Annotated in this window: 17 protein-coding genes; 7 read left to right on the forward strand and 10 right to left on the reverse strand. The window is 54.8% G+C overall.

Annotation, left to right across the window (positions count from 1 at the left end; genetic code table 11):
- The first annotated feature begins 65 nt into the window (after window positions 1-65).
- The 7 genes from rfbF (at window position 66) to ACR0IO_RS11525 (ending at window position 9,115) form a co-directional block, all read left to right on the forward strand.
- On the forward strand, window positions 66-875 hold the full coding sequence (gene rfbF, locus ACR0IO_RS11495) for a glucose-1-phosphate cytidylyltransferase (protein WP_480741765.1): 810 nt from the start codon (window positions 66-68) through the stop codon (window positions 873-875).
- A gap of 7 nt (window positions 876-882) precedes the next feature.
- Complete coding sequence (rfbG, locus tag ACR0IO_RS11500; RefSeq protein ID WP_480741767.1) at window positions 883-2,010, forward strand: CDP-glucose 4,6-dehydratase; 1,128 nt, start codon at window positions 883-885, stop codon at window positions 2,008-2,010.
- A 233-nt stretch (window positions 2,011-2,243) separates the two neighbouring features.
- On the forward strand, window positions 2,244-3,206 hold the full coding sequence (locus ACR0IO_RS11505; protein ID WP_480741769.1) for an NAD-dependent epimerase/dehydratase family protein: 963 nt from the start codon (window positions 2,244-2,246) through the stop codon (window positions 3,204-3,206).
- Window positions 3,207-3,417: 211 nt separating this feature from the next.
- A complete protein-coding gene (locus tag ACR0IO_RS11510) occupies window positions 3,418-4,509 on the forward strand; it encodes a glycosyltransferase (RefSeq protein WP_480741771.1) in 1,092 nt (363 codons plus the stop codon).
- Between the two features lie 156 nt (window positions 4,510-4,665).
- Window positions 4,666-5,766, forward strand: a complete 1,101-nt coding sequence (locus tag ACR0IO_RS11515) for a glycosyltransferase family 4 protein (protein ID WP_480741772.1) — start codon at window positions 4,666-4,668, stop codon at window positions 5,764-5,766.
- 855 nt (window positions 5,767-6,621) lie between these two features.
- The gene (locus ACR0IO_RS11520) at window positions 6,622-7,884 is read left to right on the forward strand and encodes a lipopolysaccharide biosynthesis protein (RefSeq protein WP_480741774.1); all 1,263 of its coding nucleotides are present in this window, start codon (window positions 6,622-6,624) and stop codon (window positions 7,882-7,884) included.
- A gap of 70 nt (window positions 7,885-7,954) precedes the next feature.
- A complete protein-coding gene (locus ACR0IO_RS11525; RefSeq protein WP_480741776.1) occupies window positions 7,955-9,115 on the forward strand; it encodes a glycosyltransferase family 4 protein in 1,161 nt (386 codons plus the stop codon).
- Window positions 9,116-9,134: 19 nt separating this feature from the next.
- Here ACR0IO_RS11525 and ACR0IO_RS11530 read toward each other — a convergent pair whose 3' ends face one another.
- The 10 genes from ACR0IO_RS11530 to ACR0IO_RS11575 all read right to left on the reverse strand — a co-directional run bounded on the left by ACR0IO_RS11530 (window position 9,135) and on the right by ACR0IO_RS11575 (window position 22,866).
- Entirely contained in the window at window positions 9,135-10,706 is a 1,572-nt protein-coding gene (locus ACR0IO_RS11530) for a carbamoyltransferase C-terminal domain-containing protein (protein WP_480741777.1), read from the reverse strand.
- 413 nt (window positions 10,707-11,119) lie between these two features.
- A complete protein-coding gene (locus ACR0IO_RS11535; protein WP_155145610.1) occupies window positions 11,120-12,229 on the reverse strand; it encodes a transporter substrate-binding domain-containing protein in 1,110 nt (369 codons plus the stop codon).
- Between the two features lie 44 nt (window positions 12,230-12,273).
- Complete coding sequence (locus tag ACR0IO_RS11540) at window positions 12,274-13,536, reverse strand: substrate-binding periplasmic protein (RefSeq protein ID WP_480741779.1); 1,263 nt, start codon at window positions 13,534-13,536, stop codon at window positions 12,274-12,276.
- 26 nt (window positions 13,537-13,562) lie between these two features.
- Complete coding sequence (locus ACR0IO_RS11545) at window positions 13,563-14,348, reverse strand: PP2C family protein-serine/threonine phosphatase (RefSeq protein ID WP_480741781.1); 786 nt, start codon at window positions 14,346-14,348, stop codon at window positions 13,563-13,565.
- Between the two features lie 3 nt (window positions 14,349-14,351).
- The gene (locus tag ACR0IO_RS11550) at window positions 14,352-15,407 is read right to left on the reverse strand and encodes an FHA domain-containing protein (RefSeq protein ID WP_480741782.1); all 1,056 of its coding nucleotides are present in this window, start codon (window positions 15,405-15,407) and stop codon (window positions 14,352-14,354) included.
- 212 nt (window positions 15,408-15,619) lie between these two features.
- Window positions 15,620-17,812 (reverse strand): serine/threonine-protein kinase, encoded by a 2,193-nt coding sequence (locus ACR0IO_RS11555; protein ID WP_480741784.1) that lies wholly within the window; start codon window positions 17,810-17,812, stop codon window positions 15,620-15,622.
- A gap of 340 nt (window positions 17,813-18,152) precedes the next feature.
- Entirely contained in the window at window positions 18,153-19,439 is a 1,287-nt protein-coding gene (locus tag ACR0IO_RS11560; RefSeq protein ID WP_480741786.1) for a dynamin family protein, read from the reverse strand.
- Window positions 19,436-21,478 (reverse strand): dynamin family protein, encoded by a 2,043-nt coding sequence (locus tag ACR0IO_RS11565; RefSeq protein WP_480741787.1) that lies wholly within the window; start codon window positions 21,476-21,478, stop codon window positions 19,436-19,438. The genes ACR0IO_RS11560 and ACR0IO_RS11565 overlap by 4 nt, the downstream gene beginning before the upstream one ends.
- 72 nt (window positions 21,479-21,550) lie before the next feature.
- Complete coding sequence (locus ACR0IO_RS11570) at window positions 21,551-22,441, reverse strand: hypothetical protein (protein ID WP_480741788.1); 891 nt, start codon at window positions 22,439-22,441, stop codon at window positions 21,551-21,553.
- 23 nt (window positions 22,442-22,464) lie between these two features.
- Window positions 22,465-22,866 (reverse strand): hypothetical protein, encoded by a 402-nt coding sequence (locus ACR0IO_RS11575; RefSeq protein WP_480741790.1) that lies wholly within the window; start codon window positions 22,864-22,866, stop codon window positions 22,465-22,467.
- Window positions 22,867-22,952: the final 86 nt, after the last annotated feature.

Below are 22,952 nucleotides of genomic sequence, written 5' to 3' on the forward strand. Positions count from 1 at the left end.
AATATGCGCTCCACCGGCGCAGATGTGCAGATTTTAGTAAAAGGTTTTTTGAGGGAGTGGCACAAATGAAAACGGTACTTTTTGCAGGGGGACTGGGGTCTCGACTGGCCGAGGAAACGGTCTCAATTCCGAAACCCATGGTCGAGGTCGGAGGCCGCCCCATCATCGCGCGTGTCATGGACATTTACAGCCACTTCGGGCACCGCGATTTTGTTGTTGCTGCCGGTTATAAATCGCTGATGTTAAAGCAGTTTTTTGCAAACTATCACCTGATTGCGAACAATATTTCTGTTTCGCTAGACACAGGTGAACTCAAGCTTGTGCCGTCTGCACCGGGCGGCTGGAATGTATCTGTTGTCGACACCGGGACCCACACGATGACCAGCGGGCGCATTCGCCGCCTCAAGGAATGGTTGGACCCAGACGAGACCTTTATGTGCACTTACGCAGATGGTCTGGGAAACATTGATATCAACGCCCTGATCGATTTCCACAAATCCCATGGCAAGCTCGCGACCGTTACCGCGGTTCAGCCTCCGGCACGTTTCGGGAGCATTGAGCTGAAAGGCGATCGCGTGGATGCGTTCACAGAAAAAGTGCGCAGTCGCGAAACCTGGATCAATGGCGGGTTCTTTGTGTTTGAACCGGGTGTGATGGACTACATGGTCGACGATATGGAGCCACTCGAGCAATCACCACTAAGCCAGATGGCCCGGGATGGTGAGTTGATGGCCTATCGCCACGATGGTTTCTGGCGTCCGATGGATACCATTCGGGATCGCAACGCTCTGGACGCTCTGTGTGAGGGCGAGACCCCGCCATGGCTGCAGTTCGATACAAAACCATCCGCCGAGTACCCGGCCATAGCAATCTGAGGCATTCATGGCTGATCATTCCGATCAGATATTCGGCGGCCGCTTTTCCGGTCGCCGTGTCCTCGTGACAGGGCATAGCGGCTTCAAAGGCGGTTGGATGTCTGCCTGGCTTACCCGGCTGGGTGCGCATGTGACCGGTCTGGCTTTGCCGTCTGAGCCCGGTCCGTCATTCTATGCAGCATGCGGTATCGAACAGATTACAGATAGCCGTTTCGCCGATATCCGGGATGCTTCGGCGCTGAATATGACGTTGCAGGATGTGGATGCCGAAGTGATCTTTCACATAGCAGCGCAACCGTTGGTGAGAAAATCTTATCGTGAACCGGTTGAGACATTCGCGACAAATGTGCAGGGCACAGTCCACGTTCTGGAAGCTGCTCGCAGAATGCCGTCCTTGAGGGCGGTGGTCGTGGTGACCAGCGACAAGTGCTATGATAACCGCGAAGGGGCTTGGGGGTTCCGTGAGAACGACCCGTTGGGTGGCAAGGATCCTTACAGTGCGTCCAAGGGCGCAACCGAGCTTGTAGCTCAGTCTTACGCCCATTCGTTCTTTGCCGATCCGGATGGCCCGCAATTGGCGACTGTTCGTGCAGGTAATGTCTTTGGTGGCGGGGATTGGAGCGAAGATCGCCTTGTGCCTGACATCATCCGCGCCTGGGAGCGAAACCTGCCAGTTGTGGTTCGCAATCCTGACAGCATCCGCCCGTGGCAGCATGTTTTGGAGCCGCTATCGGGTTATCTGCAGGTCGCCGATAAGATTTTGAGTAACGGTGCGGAGTTTGCCGGCGCCTGGAATTTCGGACCTGATGTTTCAGGCACGGTGGATGTTAGGGAACTGGCGGATATAGTCCGGCGCGCCTGGGGGGCAGGCGCGCCCGAGTTCAGTTTCCCTGACAAATATGGTGATGCACCGCACGAGGCGCGAACATTACGTCTGGACAGTACCAAGGCACAAAGCCGGTTAGGCTGGCATCCGCGTCTGGATTTGCAAACGGGTATTGAAATGACCGTAGACTGGCACAAGGCCTATGCCGCCTCGGCGGATATGATGCAAATGACTGCTGAGCAGATTAGTATTTTTGAAGATTTTACGTCACCAGCAGATTTCAGTGACTGCACAGTCGCGGCCCAGTAGTTCGTGTGTTTTAGGAGACGGTTTTTGTTAGTGTATTATGGGCAAACGGTAGGCAATCGGGAAGTGATCGACTCCGTTTTAGTGGTTCTAAGAACTTCGACCCAGATGGGGGTCCATCTGCGCGAGATGCAGAAGAAGCTCGCTGCGCTTTATTACATAGCATCACGTTGCACATGGCTGAGAGTAAGCATCATGGCCCCGGACCTTTATAGGTCGGATGCTGGAGTTGAACGATGACGCGTGTTCTGATCACCGGAGCAACGGGTTTTATTGGTTCTCACCTTGTCAGAACATGCCTGACGCGTGGTGATGACGTCACTGCATTGGTACGTCCTTCCTCCTCGCTCGAGAAGCTTTCGGACGTGAGTATGTCTGTAGAAGTGGTGCGCGCAGAGTTGACGGATGTAGCCTATGTGCAGTCGATTTTTGAGACCTGTCAGCCCCAGGTGGTGTTTCATGCAGCCGCGCGGATCAAGGTGCAGGCAGATGCAGCACTAGAGGGTTCTCTTGAAAGTGTGCGGGAAAACCTGCTTACTTTGTTAGGTGTTTTGAAAGCTGCCACAGCTTGCAAATCCCCCCCGCGATCATTCATCCGTCTGGGCACAAATGCGGAGTATGGCGGTAACCCTGTGCCCTATGTTGAGGCTCAACGTGAACAACCGCGCGACAGCTACGGAGCGTCGATGCTGGCAGGCACAAAGTATCTTGAAATGCTACGGTCACGCTTGCCATTTACTGCAGTCACAGCGCGACTGTCGTTGACATACGGACCGGGTCAAACCGGAACTCAGCTTGTTCCATACCTTGTCGACAATCTGCTGCGTGGCCAAGCCGTGCAAATCGAACGACCGGATGATGTGCGTGACTTTATTCATATCAACGATGTGGTCCGCGCCCTTCTGTTGCTTGCAGATAACCCTTCGGCTGCGGGTCTGGTTATAAACATCGGTACTGGCATAGCGACAAAGGTAAGAGATGTGGTGGAGGACCTTGCCAAACTGACAGGGGCACCAGCCGAACTGATTGAATATGGATCGCCACCCGGTCAGGTGATGAAGCTCGTGAACGATCCTTCGTTGATAAAATCCCGGTATCCATGGGCGCCAAAGATAGCGCTGAAGGAAGGCCTGCGGGACACAGTTGAATGGTCCCGGAATGTTATGAGGTCCAAGATTTTAGCAGGGCAGAGCGCATGACAGCCGTATCGATCCTGATCCCTGCAAATTACAAAATGACCCGGGTCCGGTTGCCCTATGACCGCGCCCGTGCGGCGTTGGAAGAATTAGAAGGTGCCATTGTCGAAAGACGCATGAATAGCCCGAACCCGTTAAAGCCCCGGCAGTTCACGTTGTGCGCCGCTTCAGCACTCGTATCCCAAAAGGGCCAAAAGATCTCGAGGAGAGAGAAGTGAAAGTTCTGATTATTCAGGGTGGCTTCGGCGCGGGTGGTGCTGAAAAAATCGTTTCCATTCTCGCCGCGCACAGATCCGGTATGGGCGACGATGTCTATGTCGCCGGGTTGACGATGCCGGAAGGGGGATCTTACTTTTCTTTTCCGGACGATGTGACGTTGATGGTGGCCAGTGACGACCCCAAAGTCCGCGGACAATGGGCGCGTCTGCAACATATTCGTCAGGTCATTCGTGAAGTGAAACCGGACCTCGTGATTACGTTTCTTACCAAGATCAACGTGTTGGCGTTGGCTGCAGTGCTGGGGTGGCGGGTTCCCATCATCATTTCAGAACGGAACAATCCAAAGGCCCAGAATGCCCATCCAATATGGCGCCACGCGCAAAATCTTCTGGCGCATCGGGCCAGAACCATCGTGATGCAGACCGAGCGTGCCAGTCATGATTTGCCCCGATCCCTACAGCGCAAAGCGCAAATTGTTCCGAACCCCTGTGCCCCGTTGGAGGGCATCCGAGACCGGCTAGGAAAGGGAAATAGCCAGCTTGTCGCTGTTGGTCGCCTGGACCGTCAAAAGGGGTTTGATCTTTTGCTGCAGGCGATGCCTCAGATACTCCGAGCCAATCCCGCGGCCAAGCTTACAATTTATGGCGAAGGGCCTGAAAGAACGGCGCTGGAAGACTTGCGCGACCAGCTTGGCCTTGGGGACGCGGTTTCATTGCCGGGTGCGAGTTCATCACCGGGTGCCTGGATGGCAGGTGCGGACTTGCTGGTGTTCCCATCGCGATTTGAGGGTTTTCCCAACGTTGTTGCCGAAGCAACCGTCACCGGGTTGCCGGTTGTTTCCTTCGATTGCCCCTACGGTCCGCGCGAGCTGATCCGGCACGATGACAATGGGCAGTTGGTGCCACCTGAAGATGTCGATGCATTGGCAGCGGCGGTGATCCGGCTTTGTGAAGAACCGGAAACGCTGAACAGGATGCGGCAGTCCTTTGCACAAAACCTGAGCTGGCTTGCCCCGGACAACATTCTGGCGGTGTGGGATGATGTCATCGAATATAACACGATCAGGCAGTTTCATCATGTATTGTGACCGCCGATTAACCAGATTTCTGGATAAACCTGCGGATCGCAGAGCGCGGTACATCAATGGGAGTTCGTCTTGTTGCAGACACTGAAATCTCACGAGATATCTTCGAACCAAACGAGGCCAAAGATAGCGGTTGTCTCCAACCTCACGTCTTCGTTGTTGAATTTTAGATATGATTTGCTGAGGGATTTGTCCGAGCGGGCAGAAGTGATCGCGTGCGGCCCGGAGCGGCATGAACCCACGGAACGCGCATTGAAGGAGATCGGGGTTGAATTCGTTCAGTTTCCGCTGGCCCGCGCGGGTATGAATCCGGTGAGGGACCTACGTACATTGCGTGCGTTGGTGCAGGTGTTCAAAGAGTTCAAGCCGGATATTGTCTTCCCATACACAATTAAGCCGATCATTTACGGATGCCTCGCCGCCAAGATAGCGGGTGTACCGCGCATATACGCGATGAATACCGGGTTGGGTTATGTGTATAGTACCCACAACTTAACCCCGAAACGTCGTGTGGTAAGGACACTGTCATCGTTCCTGTACCGAAGCGCGCTCAGAGGTGTCGACGAGGTTCTGGTCTACAACAAGGCCGACGAGAAAGAGTTTCGCGAAAGAAGACTGATCAACAATGCCACGAAGCTGAGCATCGTGCCCGGCTCTGGTGTGAACCTTGATTCTTATGCGTTTTCCAATCCCCCCAACGGGGCACCGGTTTTTTTGATGATCGCGCGTCTTTTGCGTGAGAAAGGTGTCTTCGACTTTGTCGAGGCTGCGCGGGAGTTGAAACGCAGACATCCCGAGGCCCGGTGCCAGCTGTTGGGGCCGATGGATGCAAACCCCGATTCCGTCAGTCAGCGAGATATCGATGAATGGTCTCGCGAGGGCATTGTCGAGTATCTGGGGGAAACGGCAGATGTCAGACCGTATCTGGCCAATTGTTCCGTATTTGTGTTGCCGACAGCCTACCGTGAAGGAATTCCGCGGGCCACTCTCGAAGCCATGTCGACGGGACGAGCGGTGATAACATCTGACGCGCCGGGATGTGCAGATCCGGTCATTGACGGAGAAACCGGATATGTGATCCCGGTTCGCAGCCCGGACAAACTGTGTGAGGCTATGGCGCGCTTTGTTGAGAACCCCGAGCTGATCGTCAAAATGGGTCAGGCATCGCGTGACAGGGCTGTGTCCGATTTCGACGTCAGAAGGATAAACACCATCCTTCTGGGCAAGATGGGTTTGCTGGCGGATGGTGAGACCCTCTGACCATTCAAATTAACCATATAAGATATGAGCAAATGACCAGTTTTGGGTGATCATGCGGCCAACAATATCGTACAAATACGAAATTTGACCTTCTTGTAGCAAAGAAAATCCACTGACCTACGGGATACCCCTAATATCCAGAATGGGGGCGATCGACTAGCGTAAGGTTAACTTGAATGAAGACCGGTGAGGCGCTTAGCCTGACCACTCACTCTGAAAATGACCAGCATATGGGGTGCTGGTCATTTTTCTTTGTGGGTAGGCTTAACTTTCGAATGTGCCACCAAAGCGATCCATGGTGTTTTCGGGCAAACGATCGCGCGGCGCGGCATCCAAGGTTTTGGAAATAGCTTTCCGATTTGGCGATTTAGTCTAGTAAACTTTCGGTCAAAGCCGGGATTGACTACAATGCATTGGTAATTGGCAGATTGTTGCTGAGGCTGCGATGCATTGAAGAATTCACCAGCTAAAAACTTTCAGGTTTTTAGGGGCTTGTTCTTAGAAATTTGTAGCTCCGGTCTGCTGGCTATCGGTGCAGAGTATTTAGGCAAACCCTCTGATGCGACGTCGAAACCGTCAAAGTTTGGTTACCTATGAAAGCTAATTCCGGACCCCAAAATCAATTTGTGTTTTTGTGCAGCGATATAATTTCAACAAACTAAATGATAAGAATAGTGACAATCAGAATCATCTGAGGACGTTTTAGAAACAGAAAGGTGTTTAAGCTGTACCTGGTGCCATGGGTTAATTACCGACCCGGTTCTGGGATGTTCGTTTTAGTATTCCAGAACGTTTCAGATTGAGATTATGACCGGCTCTCGTTCCAAATCATTGGTGAAGCGAATTGCCAAGAACATGTCATGGCTGTTCTTGTCCCAAATCCTTGTTGCCTTCTTTGGCCTTGCCAGCCTGATCATTACGGCGCGGGCCTTGGGCCCAGCGGCTGTTGGGATTCTGGCTCTTGTCGATGCATATGTGCAGATACTGGACCGCCTTTTCAGGTTGGAGCCCTGGCAAGCGGTGATCAAGTATGGAAGCGAAGCGCTCGCACAGGATGACACATCGCGCTTTCGTCATCTGGTCAAACTATCAGTCGTTATCGATATCCTTGGTGGATTACTGGCAGGTACAATTGCCCTGTTGTTAGCACCCACTCTGGCGCCGCTGATTGGGCTGCCAGAAGATATCGGTTCATCGTATATCTCACTGGTCGCGATCGGCCTGTTCCTGTCGCTTCGGCCAACAGGTATCGCGGTACTGCGTATTTTTGACAGGTTCGATGTCCTTGCGATTTCCGACATGGTGATAGCTGGTCTGCGCTTTGTTGGCATCGTGATTGCCTACATGCTCAGCCTCAATATCTGGGCATTTCTTGCGCTGATGCTGATGCATCAGATCCTGACCGGATTGGTGGCCTTTTTCCTCGCAGTGAATGAATTACGAAAGCGTAGCCTGCAGGCCTTTATGAAGCTGAAATTGTCACAGGCGTTTTCAGACAATCCGGGTTTTTTGCGCTTTCTTTGGAACTCAAACTTCAACGTAATTCTCAGACAATCGACACAACGACTGGATGTGATCGTGGCTGGCGCAATGTTGGATGTGACCGCAGTGGGTTTCTATCAGGTCGGCAAGCGCATCATGACAAATGTTGTGCGGCTTGGCGCCCCCATTCGGCAGGTTCTATATCCTGAAATGACACGCCTCTGGGCCAGTGCCGAATTTGGAAAATTCTGGCGTCTTGTGCGCTATGTCACCTTCGCAATGTTTGGTGTTTCTCTGATCGTATCCTTGCCATTGGCGTGGAAGATGCCGGAAATCGCGGTTTTGCTGTTTGGCCCTGAGTTCCGTGAGGCAGCGCCGGTGATGACCATCTTGATGTTTGCTGCGGTCCTTTATCTTGGCGCCTTGGTTCTGAACCCGGCACTGTTGAGTATGGGATTGGATAGCGCATTGGTCAGAACGACTTTCGTTTCGACCTGCATTTTTGCAATCTCGTTCCTGCCGCTTCTTTATTGGTTGGGGATCGAAGGCATTGCGTTAACACATGTGCTGTTCAATCTCGTCTGGACGCTGGGATGTATCCTGTCCATCCGGGCATATCTGGCGAGGAACAAATGACATGTCAAAGCTACCGCCACCTGATCACCGTTTTACCGAGTAACTGTTTTACGAGCTTCCAGAGATACCAATGCCTAAGAAAATCCTATTCCCCTTTGAGGGTGACACAGTAATCGGAGGTAGCCATGTTTCAGCAATGAAGCTGGCAGCAGCGCTGGATCGGTCCAAATACGAACCCCACATCCTGATCCACTATGAGGCTGGACCTGCTGCAGACTATGCGCAATCGCTTGGGCTGGATTTTGAGGTTTTGGAAGAACCCAGCCTGATGTCGCCAGGGGGCTTGAGCTATCCCAAGGATTGCGGGGCGGGGGCTTACATGATCTCCAGCATGCGCCGTCTAGTGTCCACCTTGTCTCGCATTGACCCCGACATCGTGCACACGAACGAAGGCCGGATGCATGCCAACTGGGTGTTGCCGACCAAGCTGGCGGGCAAGAAACACATTTGGCATCACCGTCAGGATCCAACCGCGTTTGGCATCAACAAGCTGGCGCCAATGTTTTCCGATCACATCATCAGTGTCTCGCAGTTTGCAAAACCCAGCAAACCGCTTCGGTCGGTTGATCAGAAATTTACGGTGGTTCGCAGCCCATTTGATTTCAATCCAAACCCGCCCGATCGTGAGACCAGCCGCCAAGCGGTTCTTGCCGAGATGAACTTGCCGGATAACGCCATTTTGCTGGGCTATTTCGGGAATTTCGTCACCAGAAAGCGTCCCGACCACTTCGTTAAGGTCATCGCCGCCATTCAGCAGGCGACGCCTGATGTACCGGTTCACGGCTTTCTTTTTGGCAGCGTTGCTGAACGAGATGAAGAACTGAAGCAATCCTGCCTCAATATAGCTGCAGATTCGGGCATTACGGATCGCATTCATCTGATGGGATTCAGGCAACCGATTGATGGCTATATGGCGGCGATGGATGCCAATCTGGTTACCGCGTTGGACGAACCTTTTGGCCGCACTCTCATCGAAGCGATGTATCTGGGAACACCCGTTGTCGCGACACGCCATGGTGGCAATATCGAAGCGATCAGGGATCGGGAAAACGGCTTTCTGGTTGATCCGTTCGATCCGGCCGCGTTCGTCGAGCCCGTCAAGCAACTGCACCAGGACAAGGAGCTGCGCGATCGCATCTCGGCAACCGCGCAAGCGTATGCGAACGAAAACTTTGGTCTTTCAATCCATGTGAAAGGTGTCTGCGAAATCTATGATCGGTTGCTGTCCTGACGATTGACAGAACGTGGTGTCAGGGAGCATCGATTTTATAATAGGTGTTCCCCGCAACAAACCCATCCAGTCCAACCTGGCGCGCATAGTGCGCCAAATCGCTGGTTTTGTTGATAAAACCTGAATTTTTGAAGTTCAGAGAGGTGTTGCACAGCACACCGACACCGGAGATCGTTTTGAACTCATTCAATAAATCGTAGAAGAATGGGTTCTGATCACGCTCGACAGTCTGCACGCGTGCTGAGCCGTCGACATGTGTTATTGCAGCAAGATCCGGGTTTTTGACCCGATGAAAATCAAGCATGTAAGGTGAAGAACCGGATAGATCAAAGTGCTGGGCGGCGTCTTCCTGCAGCACTGATGGAGCGACGGGACTGTTCAGTGCTCGTCCTTTGATCCGGTTTAGTCTGACCCGCGTTTCGCTGGAAAATGGCGCAGCCAGAATTGAACGGTTGCCAAGGGCTCGTGGTCCAATTTCGCAATTCCCGCGCGTCCAGCCGATGATCTGACCATCCATCAGGGCCTGCGCAACGACTTTGAGGTTGAGCTCTGACATGGTGATGCCATCAGTATCGACCTTGTCGTCACAGAATGACTGACCGGAATAGACCGACCAATCCAGCTTGGCGCGACCGGTAAAGTGGCGCATAGCATCGACGGCAGTACCGATTGCACAACCTGAATCACCAGTGGTCGGCGGGATGAACACCTCACGGAACAAACCACTTTCTTTCCAGCGTGTGTTCCAGTGTCCGTTCAATCCGCAGCCGCCAGCGATAAGCAGCGGGTAGCTTTGATCGAGGTTCTTTTCCGCGAACTGGTGGAAACGATCAAAAATGGCATCTGAGAGTTTGGTTGCAAGATTCTTCAGCTTTTGGCTGTCAGTGCCAATATTGAAAAAGGGCGAATTCACAAAGGAGCTTTTGCGCAATGGATCAGTTGCCGTATTGATGGACAGAATCTGATCAATCAGCGCTTGTTCGTCTTCGTCCGCTGGGCCGTTCTCACCAAATGCACAGGCGGCCATCAACCGTCCAGGATCTTCAGGCCGCAGCTCGCCGCCTGAAATCGGGAAGTCCGGGTCGGCCAGCGCGTAAAGAAAGGCAAATCGTGTGCCTGGAGATGTCATCACCTGACCCAGATGGCGAATATTGAGCTCAGCGTCGATCTCATAGAAATCACCCAAAGCGCCTTCCCAAAGCAGGACATAACATGGCTCACCCTGCTGGAAAGGTGAAAGGGCATAGCTACACCAGATATGCGCGCGTTCATGAGTCGATGAATAATAGTCCACCGACTTGCCGAAAAACGTTCGTTTGCCGATACTCTCGGACCCAGGGCCTACACCAAAATACCCCGCACCCGAAGTGGTGACATGATCCGATCCATTGCTTGACCAGCCACTGAGGGCCAGAACATCCGGCAGGTCTTTGAACCAAAGCCCCGCGTCAATGAAGGTGTCGGGAGTTACCGGGGTGTATCTGGGAAAACTGTTCTTTTCGGCCTCGTAGGAAAACAGCAATTTCTGATCGGTACTGTCGATACCGGCAACTGTGCCGTCATGACCTGATTTAAACGACAGAATATTCATTTCCCGAACCTCACAACGCTGGCCGAACCACTTACATCCGGATCGCGCCAGAGACCTTGGAGGCACGCCAGAAGACAATCAAAAATTCAAATGCGACCCAACTAAATCAGCCGCTCAATTACAGCCTAACAGATGGTGGGCAGGGCTTGTAAACTAACTTTGACCACGGTGAGTGAGGCGGGTGGCTTAAGGAGGCATTCGTAAACGGAAAGGTAAATTCTCGGACATTGTTTACCAAAGTAGATGTTGTGCCTGGGCTGTCGGGCGAGCGCTTTCAACGCCGATTAGACCACAAAACTCAGTTGCGGAGAAAGGTCCGGCTGGCAGTTTGGATCAGCCGATTTGGACCCGACCCAGTAACAAAAAAGGGCCGGTCAAATGACCGGCCCAGATTATACAGGTGAACCGAGGGATCAGTTCGACGCTGCCATCAGTTTTTCGTTATGCTCGCGCAGGGTGTCGGAAACGATGGCGTACCACTCACCCGATTCACGCATCTCGTTCAGACCCTTGTTCAGCATGGCCAGATACTGCTTGCCGAACGGGTTGCTGCGGTGTGCGATGAAACGCAGCGACGACAGCGAGGTCACGAATGGGTTTTCGATCATGTCGTTCTGGTTCAGGCCCATTTCCGACATGGTGTCCGAGAACAGCTGGACTTCGAAGGTGGCGATGTCCGCGGTACCGGTCAGGACCGCATCAAGGCACTCACGCGCGGTGATCGGCTGCATCAGGGTCATGGATTCGCCGTTGTGCAGGCCTTCTTGTTCCAGATCGTGGATGAACCAACCGTCCATACGGCAGATGGTTGCGCCTTTCAGCTCGTCGAAGGTGGTTGCGTTGGCGTAGTTGCTCTCTGGCAGGGTGTAGAAGCCGACAACAATGTCATACACCGGAACAGACGAGTCGAACTGGGTGCAGCGTACTTCGGTTTCCCAAGACCACTCATACGAACGGTTGGTGCAGTCAGGCATGTTCCATGCCATCGATACATCGAACGCGCCGAGCGGCAGCAGTGTTTCCAGGTGCGAGTTCCAGTCATCTACGAAGCTGACCGAGTAGTCGCGCGCGTTACCGCCACGCTGCAGCGCTGTGGTACCCAGACGGGTAATCGCACCACCGCCATTCAGCGATTCATCCGCGAAAGGTGCCCAGCCGTTGCCGGTGACCAACTTGATCGGCGGCTGGTAAACGCTCGAACGTTGGACGCTTGCAGCACGCTGTTCTTCCGCTGCGATGATCTCTTGGGCCGAACGGCCGTTCGGCAGGCTACCGTCTTCACAAGGCAGGGCCAGTACCAAGCCCGGCTCCAGCGAGTTCGGGTTGGTGATGATGTTACGGTTCGCGTTAAAGATCGGCTGGTAGTTCGATGTGCCGTAAGCCGCGATGGCGATCGTAGCCATCGTGTCACCGTCGACAACCGTATAGTTTGTACAAGCTTCCTGTGCAGCGGCTGCACCGGCGCTCAGCGCAGTAACGGCTGCGGCCGACATCACTGCTTTCTTCAGTTTCAATTCAAACATGTCCACTTCCTCCAGACTTTTGTTTTGTCAGGCCTCTTGGGGCCTTAGCCATTTTCCATTTGATGACGCAGGGCGGTCGACACGATGTCGCGCCATTCACCCGATTGCTGCATGATCGCCAGACCCTGATTAAGCGTCTCTAGGATCGCTTCCCCATCTGGATTATCTTTGTGGGTCATGACGTTAAGCGACTTTACCGCCGCCAGGTTGGGGTTTTCGATGATCTTATGTTCGTAGCCGAGGCGGCTGATGGCTTCGACCGCGAGATGCGCCTCAATCGCGACGATGTCAGCGCGGCCATCCATGACGGCGTGGAAACACTCGTCAGGCTCAACCGGGCGAAGCATCGTGATAGCCGGTTCATAGAGGCCGACCGCATCCATGTGCGACAGCGACCAGCCTTCAGGACGACAAATCGTGGTGCCAGCAAAGTCGGCATAGGTCAGAGTTTCCTCGTAACCGCTTCCTTCCTTGGCAAAGAAGGTGTCCACAACTTCATAAAACGGGTTTGAGAAGTTGTAAGTTTCGCAACGCACGCGGTCTTTTTCAGACAGGGCCTCTGCTTCTTCACAGTTCGGTCGCGACCACGGGAAGGTAGCGTCAAATGCCAAAGTCGGCATCAGCAGATCCAGATGCGATGACCAGTCGTTGACGAACTGGATCTTATAGGCCTGCTCTGGCGCGGCCCGGAACATGGCGGTTTCAACCAACTGGGTATACAGACCACGATGTGGCAGGGCCTCGTCGGTGAACGGGGCGTAGTTGCCGCCAGTGATCAGCAGCAGCTGGCGATCGCGGATCTCGGGGCGTTCGCCGCTTGTGGCATTGCGGATCAGCGCGGCACCTTCGGCGCGAGCTGCCTCAATTTCCTTCTTTGCCTCTGCCTTGGCCGCTATCACGGCCTCTTCGCTGGTCTTCTTGGCCTCGGCTTCGGCTGCCGCAACACGCGCTTCGGCATCTGCAATGGCTTGCTCGGCGCGTGCTTCGGCGGCTTTGACCAGCTCAGCAGCCATTTCCGCGGCCATGCGCTCGGCTTCAGTATCACCCTGAGGTATAGCGCGGCCCACGTCTTCCAGGCAGGGGAATTCCAGAACGTCGCCGACCCGGATGATGTTCGGGTTGGACCCGATCACGTCGCGGTTTGCATCATAGATGATCCGGTAATCTTCGGTCGAATAGACCTGGATTGCCAGTTCCCGCAGGCTGTCGCCGCGCTGGATTTCATATGTTGAACAAGCCTCTTGCGCCGAGGCTGCCCCCGTCGCGGCAGCAAGTGCCAGGCTGGATATGATCAGGTGTGTTCGCATGAGTCCTGTTGCTTTGCCTTTTTTGGTTATTGTCCTGCCGGCTTGACGACGGCGATTGAAACGTTGTCCTGGTCGGGATCCTCCTTGGCCTGCAGCGCCTGCAGCAGGGTATCGGCGATGTCCTGAGACAAAGACTGCGCATGATCGTTCAGGATCGACTGGATCTCGTCATTGCTGAGATATTGCAGCCCATCACTGCCCAGGATCAGAATATCATCCGCATTCAGAACCAGAGGCTCCTCGGGACAATCAACCTTGGGAATGGATGCACCCATGATCACCGACGTCAGCTGATTGCGGTCGGGGTGTGACCGCGCCTCGTCGGGGGACAAAATCCCTTGGGCGACCTGCGCATCGATCTCGGGTGCCATTGAATGGTCTTCGTTGATTTGGGTCAGTGTGCCGTCCCGATACAGGTACATCGGGCTGTCACCGATCGAAATCCAGAACACCCGCTGCCCCAGAAGCAGCATGCCCAACAAGGTCGAACCCATGCTGAAACCCTGGCTCTGTTCGTCACCGTGATTGGCGATTGCGGCGTTGGCCTGCATCGCAGCCATCGGCAGTGCATCGATCAATGCGCCTTCGGCAGCATCGGGATCTTCCATCTGCGTATCGACCACTTCTCTCCAGGCGGAAAGAACCAGCTCTGATGCAACTTCACCCGCTTCGTGGCCACCCATACCATCGGCCACCACAACATAACCCGAGTTCGAAGCATCAAAGACACGAGCGGCGATCGCATCTTCCTGCGTTTCGCGCTGACCCTGGTTCAGGATCAGTGCAATGTCATATGCCGGAGTCGCCAGCATCTATTATGCGTCCCGCCAATCAAAGCCATCGTCGCAGAAGGCTGCAAAACGAAGAGAGGTTTCGCTGATACGGATCAGGTCTCCGCTGTTCAGTGCGATGGTGCTGAGCACCGGTTTGCCATTCAGACGCACAAGGTTGGCCTTACCGCCATGTCCCAGATAGCATTTGCGATCTTCCGGGTCATAAGCAATCACAGCATGGTTGCTTCGCGAGATACCCGTATCACCGAAATCGAGCTGAATGGCTTGATCATCGTTACGACCAATCTGCATCAGCCCTTCGGTCAGTGTAACACTGGAGCCGCGGCCCGGACCGCTGGTCACGACCAGCCAACCTACGGGGAAGGTTTCTTGTGCCGCTTCGGTCTTGGCGACCGGTTCAGCGCTTTCCATCAGGTCCTGAACATGCGTGTCCGCGCGTTCGAAGCCCAGGAACGTGGTTTTGACGCGCGACCGGCGATCCTCGGCTGGTGCTGGCGCTGCAAGCGGTTCTGGCTGTGTATCTTGCTCAGGTTCTGCTGCGACCTGCTCAGCTTCAACTGGCTCGGTCGGGGCTTCGGGCGCTTCGGCAACTGGTTCAGGCTCAGCGGTGACAGCTTCTGCCGGTGTTTCAGGTTCTGCCGGGGTCTCAGCTATCTCTTCACTTGGGTCTGCAGATGCCTGCGCGACGGCAGCCAACATATCTTCTTCTTCAGTGCTTTCAGCGGTCTCGGTCGGTGCCACGTGCAGGGTGACGACTTGTTCCTCTTCGACAGCTTCTGCCTCGACGGCCGGTGCCTCAGCAACAGTTTCTTCAGCTTCGGCAATCTCGCCTTCTTCGGCTTTTTCTTCACGCTCAGCGAAGTCAGGCATCTTTTCTTCGGGGATCAGCTCATCGGATTCTTCGTATGAATCGGATGACAGATTACCACCGGCCAACGCCTGACGCAGTGCATTGAAATCCGCAATTGGTTCCTGCTGCTCAGCGGTTTCCGCTTCGGTTGTCTGCTCGCTTTCGGCTTCTTTGGCTTTGCCGGCACCTTCGAGAAGCCGGCTGAGAGGGCTTTTATATTTGAACATGGTGTCGACACCTTTTTGAATTCTGGGCATGGGGGTTGAGAACCCACGCGTCTGCTACTGTCCTCTGCGCGCAAGTTGCGCAGTGGTACTGATGATTGAAAAAACCAGAGAACTCTTACTTTCCGCGGCGGGCCGGTCCCCGTCAGGATGGCTGTTCAGGCAGCCACCCTCAGCAAAACACACACTGGCGGATTACAATTGAACCGGTCAGACTACTCCTGCGCTAACTGCATGACAGCAGTTGTCTCGGCCCCGTTGCGCAAAACAGTCAGTCGCGCTTCGGGTTGATCATTGGAAACAAGCTGGGCCAACGCCTCATCCAGACTTTCCGGACTATCGATGACCGTGTCGGTGTTGTTTTCCCGCAGCAAGATATCCCCTTGTTGCAGCCCACCGGCATGCGCAGCAGGTACATTGGTGACAACGGTCTGCCAACCTGCATCAGAGGTATTGCGCACGGTCAGGCCATACCCGTTCTCAAGACCGAACATGCGGATTGCGGGCAGGGCGAGCAGACCATTCTTGGCCCGTGTCTCACCGATGGGGCGATACCGCGCCGCGACGCGAATATAACCGTCAGGATCCACCTTGAGGTCGTCCAGTACCTGCGCAGCAAAGGTTGCATCTGCACGAACCGGTTTTCCGTTCAGCGTATAGATAGCTGCTCCGCGCTTGACCCAGTCACCGATGACGGACATGTCCCGGTTAGGATCGACGCCGGTAATCGCGATAGTGCTGCCGGTCGAGGCACGCCGCTTGGCCGTTGCAAATGGGATTTCGACGTCCCAGTGTCCAAAGGCAACCTGGTTCTCAGCCAGATTCACGGGCGTGGCAGGGGCCGGAGTTTCAGCTGCGGCTGTAGCGGCTTCTTCCGCAGAAGGTTCTGCAGCTGCGGTTGCCGTTTCTTCCGGCTGAACCTCGACAGGCGCAGTCTGAGGCTGCTCGACAGGTTCGCTTTGTGCCTGCTCGACAGGCTGTTCCTGTGCTGCTGAATTGTTCTGGGCAGTTTCTGTTTCTTCCGCTGCCGCAGGTGTCGGTTCTGCCGGAGCCTCTGCCGTCTGTTCAGCAGGCTCGGGGGTCGGAGCTTGCGTTTCAGGTGCAGGAGTTACCTCAGCTGTCTCTGCCGGGGCTTCGGGCTCGGACTTGTCACCCGACAATACGAAAAAGCCACCTGCAGCAAGTGCCACCGCCACAACGGCTGCACCAGCAATCATCTTGCCGCTGCCGCCTGATCCACTCTGCACCACCGTATCAACGGCAGCTGGGGTGTCCTCAGTGGCAGCAAACTTGGCCTGTTCGTCGTCTTTCTTGTCTTCGTTGCCCAATGCGAGATCGGAGTTGCCTGCCAAAAGCGCTGTCACAACTGCCTCGGCATTCTCGCTTTCCGCTTTGATGCGGGCCTGTTCGGCCTCTTCATCCTTGCGATCCATACCAACGATCACTGAAACCGGACGGTAAGCGAACGAGTCGAACATGACGCCGGGGCCGCGGAACATACGCAGCCAGTCCAGCGCAGTTTGCAGGCGATCGGTTGCATGAACCTCCATCGCCTTGTCGATAGCTTCAAGGAACCCTTCGGGGTATCCTTCGAAACGACCGACCAGTGGAGTGTAGGGATCCGGCTGACCATTGTTGAAAGCAGTCAGGCGGGATTGACCGTCAACCGGACGTTCGCCGCTGATAGCGTGATACAATGTAGCGGCCAGCACATAGAGGTCACTGCTGGGTCCCTGTTCGGCACCGCGAACATAAAACTCGTGCGGGGAATAGCCGTCCTTGATCACCCGAAGCGTCAGAAGCGCCGCAGTCTTGTTGGCGGCCTGCTCGCGTGCGGCGCCAAAGTCGATCAGGACAGGTTCACCATTTTCATCGATCAGGATGTTATCGGGCGAAATATCACGATGCAGCATGCCACTCTGGTGAATGAACGACACCGCTGACAGCATCTTTTCGGTTACCTGAACAATGAAATCCGGACCGGATTCATTCTCAGGATCGTCCATGTAGTCCAACAGGTCGCAACCACGGATCAGATCCATCGCTATATATGCGGTGTTGTTGTCTTCAAAGACCTGATGCACATCGACGATGTTGGGGTGAACCAGGCGAGCATGGTTGCGGGCCTCTTGAATAAAGAGGTCAACAATCGCGCTCAGATCTTCTTTGTAGGCCGGATCAGCGGGTTCGACATGATCCCCGTCGCGACGGCAAAGCGCGCCCGGATAGCACTCTTTGATGACGACATCACGCTCTAGGCTATCGCGTGCAAGATAGGTGATCCCAAAGCCGCCATTGCTCAGAAAGCGAAGGATCTCATACTGGCCACGCAACAGTTTTGCACCTGGTTGCAGACCTTGAATCTGTGGTTCGTCGTGCGATGCACCGACAGCCTGGTTATGGCTCATTTCTACCCGCCCATATTACTCGTTTTGCGGCCTTATTTAACAGGGTTAAAAACCCGCGAACTCATAACCAGACACAACCGCAGGACACTTGAGAACGGTTAGACGTTTCAAATTTGACTTTATTGGGGCCGCCTCATGGCTTCACTAAGGATCGTTTTTTACGAACATCTATATGTTGTTTTTGAAGTGGGCGCAAAAACCATATATAGATATGACGGGCCAAAAAAATGGGGGCAGTTGCCCCCGATATGTTCGTTTGGTCTACGAATTCGAAACAATGCGAATCTGATTCCGATGGATTCGATTCGCCGCACTGCGGCTCAATCAATGCGTGAACTGATCATGTCCCGGTTTTTGTCTGCGCAGATTCGACTGTGCTTCCGGCCCATGCAAGGTTGTCGCTAAGCTGAGCGAGTATGCCGATTGCATCTTTGAGCGGGGCATCACCACTCTCGAACTGAAGTAAAAGCAGCAGGTCTGTGGCCTTTTCGAATTCGCCGGGAATCCAATCTGCTTCCGGGTCAATTTCAGCACCACTTTCCAGGCGTTCAGCGAAGTCCTCAACAATTTCCTGACAGCTTTGTAGAAAGGCTGCCGGTTCGATATCCGAGGAATCGCGAAGATCTTCGTAGATGCTGGCGATGGCGGCCAGCCAATCCTCTAGAATAGGATTGTTCAGAGGCGGAAGAGCCGAACCAAGGCTCGACTGAATGGAACGATTGTCGGGTTCAGGTTCTTCAGATTTGTCGCCTGTCAGTTCATCCAGATATGGCATGAAATGTTCCGACAGATCATTGCGGGCTGCATCCAGATCACTTTGACGGCGATCCGATGCTGCCTCGAGAACCTGCTCGGCCAGATTCTGACCGCCACAGGTTTCCCAAAGTGCAAAATCGGGTTCAGGCTCCTTCGCCATGGCGCGCACGGCAACCGGCGTACCAATCGGAACGACAGATCGGAACATGCCGGCCTTTTCCTTCTCCAGGCGCGAAAGAACCCGGTCCAAGGCATCGCTGACATGAGGAAGGTCGGCATGGGTGACGGCCAACAGGCTGTTGGCTCGCAGTTCTTCCGGAACCTGAGCCCAAAGGTGCCGTTCCGTTTCGCGCCATGCGTTTGCACCGTTGGTGCACCAGATCGCGCAATCGACGAATTTCAACAGGTCCAGGGTTGGCTTGTATGTCTCGTCCAAGGCGCCGGTACCCGGCAGATCAAACAATGAGATTTCGCGCAGGGCAGGGGTATTCAGCCCTACGGAAATAAAGTCGGGATTGTCAGCGGCGGCTTTCTCAAGCGCGATACCAGAATAGACTTTGGGCTCTTTGTCCCACCAGCCAACTGTGGTTTCCGGGGTGTCGGCATAAGCGACGATCACCAGTGGCAGTTTCAGGTGCTGAGGGCCGGTCGGCAGGATATCTGCGCCAGCCAGCATATTTGCCAGGCTGGATTTACCGGCGCCAAACTCGCCGGCAAAACCGATAGAGACGGCGTTCGACAACCGCTCGGCATGGGCCAGCGCCCGTGTGCGCATATCATCCAATTCGGGCGTGGAAGGCTGCTTTTCGGTCGCGTTCAGAAAACGCTCCAGTTGCCGCACCTCCTGCTCGGTTCCGGGAAATTCGATCACTCGGCAGCCTCCGCTTGTATATCTTCCGCGTGTTCTGATCCAAATGCCGATCCCAGCTCATCTGCGATGCGGCGCGCACGGTCGAAATCGGCCTGCGCTTCGGTTCGGGCGCATGTTTCGCCCGAGCCGGTGCGGTTTTCAAGATGGCCTGCAAGCAGAGCCAGAAAATGATCCAGAACCGTGTTCAAACGCTCCATCAGATCACCGCGTGCAGTATCGACCAGATCGTCCCCGATCATCTCGAATTCCTGCACAATCATCTTTTCAGCGCGCGAAACCACGCTGTTGCGCGAGATCAGCCGGGACAGCCAATTGACGCGCAATTCCACCGTAATGCCACGGGTCAGAGCGGTCGTGTCCGGACGGAACCACCGCACAGCACTCGTGTTCATGCGATTGTCAGCCGGTTCCTGCCAGCCAGGCAGGGCGCGCAGTGCGGCATTGCTCTGCATATCGATCGCATAAAGCTCGCTCAGCATCCGCTGGCGCACCACTTGTGTGGCACCCTGTACCAATTCACGCATCCGTTCCCGCAGAGGGGTGAAGTTCAGTTCGGTCGCACCGCCTTTGGCAAGCAGGGGCGATTGACCGTCTGGTCCACGAACAACGTTTGAAACCGCCTCGGACACGGTATCGTCCATAACGCCGCGCAAGTTGGCAAGGACATCGTCCATATCCTTGGTTATCTCGTTTGTTTTGTCAGCTACCAGTTCGCGCAACGAGGCAAGGGTCTTGTCATTCTCATCTGCATTCTGAGCAGTCGAGTCATCCTCGCTCTCCAGCACGCGCAGCCGTGCAGTGCTGCGCTCGAGTTCACCCTGAGCAAAGCTGTTGAGATGTTGCCATGCCATCCGCAACTGTTCACTACGCGGGCCATCGGTCAGCGCGGTTGTCACATGTCGACGTAAATCAGGCAGGCCCGAAGCGATCATTGCTGCAAAGCGCAGAACCGCCTCGCGGCTGATAGGGCCGGGGCCTTGTTTGATCTCTTCGACCCCATCCAGATACTGCTTCATCTGTTCCGGATGCGCGCGCAGCCAGGCCAGAACCGCATCGTGATTGATGCCCGTTTCATCGCCGGTCAACGCATAGTGCGCCCACTGAGCACTGCCCATCAATACATCGATGTTCGAGTTCCCCAGCGCCTTTTCCAAGCCATCAAGCACATCCGCACGGACTTTGCCTGCATCTTCTGCACCGCCGCCAAGCTCATCCACGCGGTTGACGAAAACGACGATCTGGCCCAACTCCAGCGCTTGCATAAGCCGGAACAGCTTCAAGTCTGCCCGCGAAAGGGCCTGATGCGCAGAAAGGACGACGACGAAGAAATCAGATTCCTTGAGATACTGCCGCGAGATTTCTTCGCGGATCAGCAAGGGGTCGTTAACGCCGGGTGTATCAGTGACGGTCAGCGGGTAGGGGAAGTGACCAATGTCAAAATAGACCTCGGCCTTCCGCGTGATATCGCTATAAAGCCCGCGATCCGAACCCGGATCATGCTCCTCTTCATCTGACGGATCGTCGCCGGCGCACACATAGCGGGCCAGATCGTCCGAAGTCAGTTCCTCCAGGTCGTGTTGCTGGCCCAACAACTGCTCGTAACTATCACCAAGACGCAGGCGCGCGCGCGTTTTCATCGCCTCGACCTGTTCTTCGATCATCTCGCGCTTATAGCTGTCCTCGTCATCAGGGAACATGTTGCGCAGCTCTTCGCCTTCGGCGATGAGGGCTTGCCATTGGCGGTTGTCAAAGAAATGGAACTCGGCCCCGGCATTGCGTCCTGAGGGATGACCGAAATGCATGTCGGTGATGACCGTGGTCCAAGGGTTCACATCAGAAGGCAGGAATTCTGCCTGACCGGTGAAGCCGTTGATAAGTCGGGATTTCCCGGCCTTGATCTGACCGACGAAGGCGATCGATGGTTTCAGGTTTGATAGGTCATCAACGATGCGCGAAATGAACTGACGGGTTTCGTCATTGCTCACTTCATTCATGTCGTTTGCGATGCGTATTAACTCACGACGATCAGATTCACTCATAACATTTACCCCAAGCACTCGTATTCAAGGATCGACTCAACAGAAATAATGAATGTTTTGGGGAGACGGTCATTAGGCCGTCTCCCGAATGGATTTCCACAGACTAACTACAGCACCCAGCTTGCGCGCCTCATGTACGGCAGCAGCAACGTTTTTGCCGTCGCGCAGCAGGGCAAGTCCGGCACCTTGTCCGCCTGCCGGGCGCATCACGATCAACTGCGGATGCGTGAGGGTTGTTGCACTGTCAGCGTCCCAACCGGCAAGATCCTTGGCAAAGTTCTGCAACAATGCCTGATCCGGATGCAGGGGTTGTCCCTCGGTACATGCGCCGTCCAGTTGCGTGGCGCCACTATCGCTGGGGGAAAGGAAACGGCCCAAGGCAAAACGCTCGGCACCGTCAAAGAAGCGTTGCGCCATACCCGAACCTTCAGGAACAGCGGCTTGTTCAATCGCCGAGGGTTCTTGCTCGGAATCTGGCGCGTCTAATGCCACGTCCTCGATATCCGGAACGATCGAAACCCGAGGTTCCGCAGGCAATTCGATCTGAGCACAGGCGCTTTCGATCTCTGAATAGGTGATGCCCACATCATCTGCTTCCAGCGCAGTATCCGGGCGTACAGACACCAGTTGGAGCGGGCCAGGCGCGGCGGCGATATTCGAAACAAGCTGGGCCAGCTTTTCCGTCAAAGCCTCGCGCGGCTCGGTTTCGAAATCCGGTACGGAACCGGTGCTGGCACCAAATACGTCGGTCACCCGAGAGCTGTTGACCTCAACCGCGAGGCAGTTGCCATTTGGTGATGTAAACTCAAGTCGGCGCGGCAGAATAGTGCCGCGTATCACGCGGAGCACATCTGACCGTCGCGCATCAGCCGTTTCCCCCGGCAGCTGAATCGCGGGCGACAAACGAGGTCGCGCTGACCGTCCGATGTCTTCGAGCATGTCGAGTATTTCTGTATCCATCATCCCGTGACCCCCTCTGGTCCCGTCTAAACTGCGGCCGCAACCGGCCCCAGGCTGAGATGTGATTTCGTAAGCGCCAGCCCGATATTTGCGCTGTCGCGGCAGATGTAGCAGACCACATGTTCAGGATATTCCTTGGTCCGCAGAAAGATGTGCAGCCGATCATTCGAAAACACGGCGATTTCCCCAAATCCCGGATTTTCCGAATCCTGAACACCTGCTGCACGCAGAAGTTTTTCGAATGCTTTCACGCCCTGACCCTGAAACAGATTGGCCACCGCAACTGCCAGAGTGTCCAGAACTTCCTCACTCTCTGGCTGTGTGGTTTTGGTTCCCAACAGCATTCCGGTTTCCATATCCACATATCCGGCTGCGATGCAGTCGGGGATGGTTTCCATTGCTGTTGTCAACGCAGCTTCGATTGTCATCTAAAAACCTGCATCCCTATAAAAATCCTTCAGGCGCAACGGGTTATAACCGTCGCGCCGCTGATTAACATCATTATCCGACACCG

Source organism: Ruegeria sp. CE12 (assembly GCF_056537525.1).

What these genes read in the sequence shown, in the direction of transcription:
- rfbF (WP_480741765.1), top strand. Translation starts at nt 66, where the DNA reads ATGAAAACGGTACTTTTTGCAGGGGGACTGGGGTCTCGACTGGCCGAG.
- rfbG (WP_480741767.1), top strand. Translation starts at nt 883, where the DNA reads ATGGCTGATCATTCCGATCAGATATTCGGCGGCCGCTTTTCCGGTCGC.
- ACR0IO_RS11505 (WP_480741769.1), top strand. Translation starts at nt 2,244, where the DNA reads ATGACGCGTGTTCTGATCACCGGAGCAACGGGTTTTATTGGTTCTCAC.
- ACR0IO_RS11520 (WP_480741774.1), top strand. Translation starts at nt 6,622, where the DNA reads ATGTCATGGCTGTTCTTGTCCCAAATCCTTGTTGCCTTCTTTGGCCTT.
- ACR0IO_RS11525 (WP_480741776.1), top strand. Translation starts at nt 7,955, where the DNA reads ATGCCTAAGAAAATCCTATTCCCCTTTGAGGGTGACACAGTAATCGGA.
- ACR0IO_RS11530 (WP_480741777.1), bottom strand. Translation starts at nt 10,706, where the DNA reads ATGAATATTCTGTCGTTTAAATCAGGTCATGACGGCACAGTTGCCGGT.
- ACR0IO_RS11535 (WP_155145610.1), bottom strand. Translation starts at nt 12,229, where the DNA reads ATGTTTGAATTGAAACTGAAGAAAGCAGTGATGTCGGCCGCAGCCGTT.
- ACR0IO_RS11540 (WP_480741779.1), bottom strand. Translation starts at nt 13,536, where the DNA reads ATGCGAACACACCTGATCATATCCAGCCTGGCACTTGCTGCCGCGACG.
- ACR0IO_RS11545 (WP_480741781.1), bottom strand. Translation starts at nt 14,348, where the DNA reads ATGCTGGCGACTCCGGCATATGACATTGCACTGATCCTGAACCAGGGT.
- ACR0IO_RS11550 (WP_480741782.1), bottom strand. Translation starts at nt 15,407, where the DNA reads ATGTTCAAATATAAAAGCCCTCTCAGCCGGCTTCTCGAAGGTGCCGGC.
- ACR0IO_RS11555 (WP_480741784.1), bottom strand. Translation starts at nt 17,812, where the DNA reads ATGAGCCATAACCAGGCTGTCGGTGCATCGCACGACGAACCACAGATT.
- ACR0IO_RS11565 (WP_480741787.1), bottom strand. Translation starts at nt 21,478, where the DNA reads ATGAGTGAATCTGATCGTCGTGAGTTAATACGCATCGCAAACGACATG.
- ACR0IO_RS11570 (WP_480741788.1), bottom strand. Translation starts at nt 22,441, where the DNA reads ATGATGGATACAGAAATACTCGACATGCTCGAAGACATCGGACGGTCA.
- ACR0IO_RS11575 (WP_480741790.1), bottom strand. Translation starts at nt 22,866, where the DNA reads ATGACAATCGAAGCTGCGTTGACAACAGCAATGGAAACCATCCCCGAC.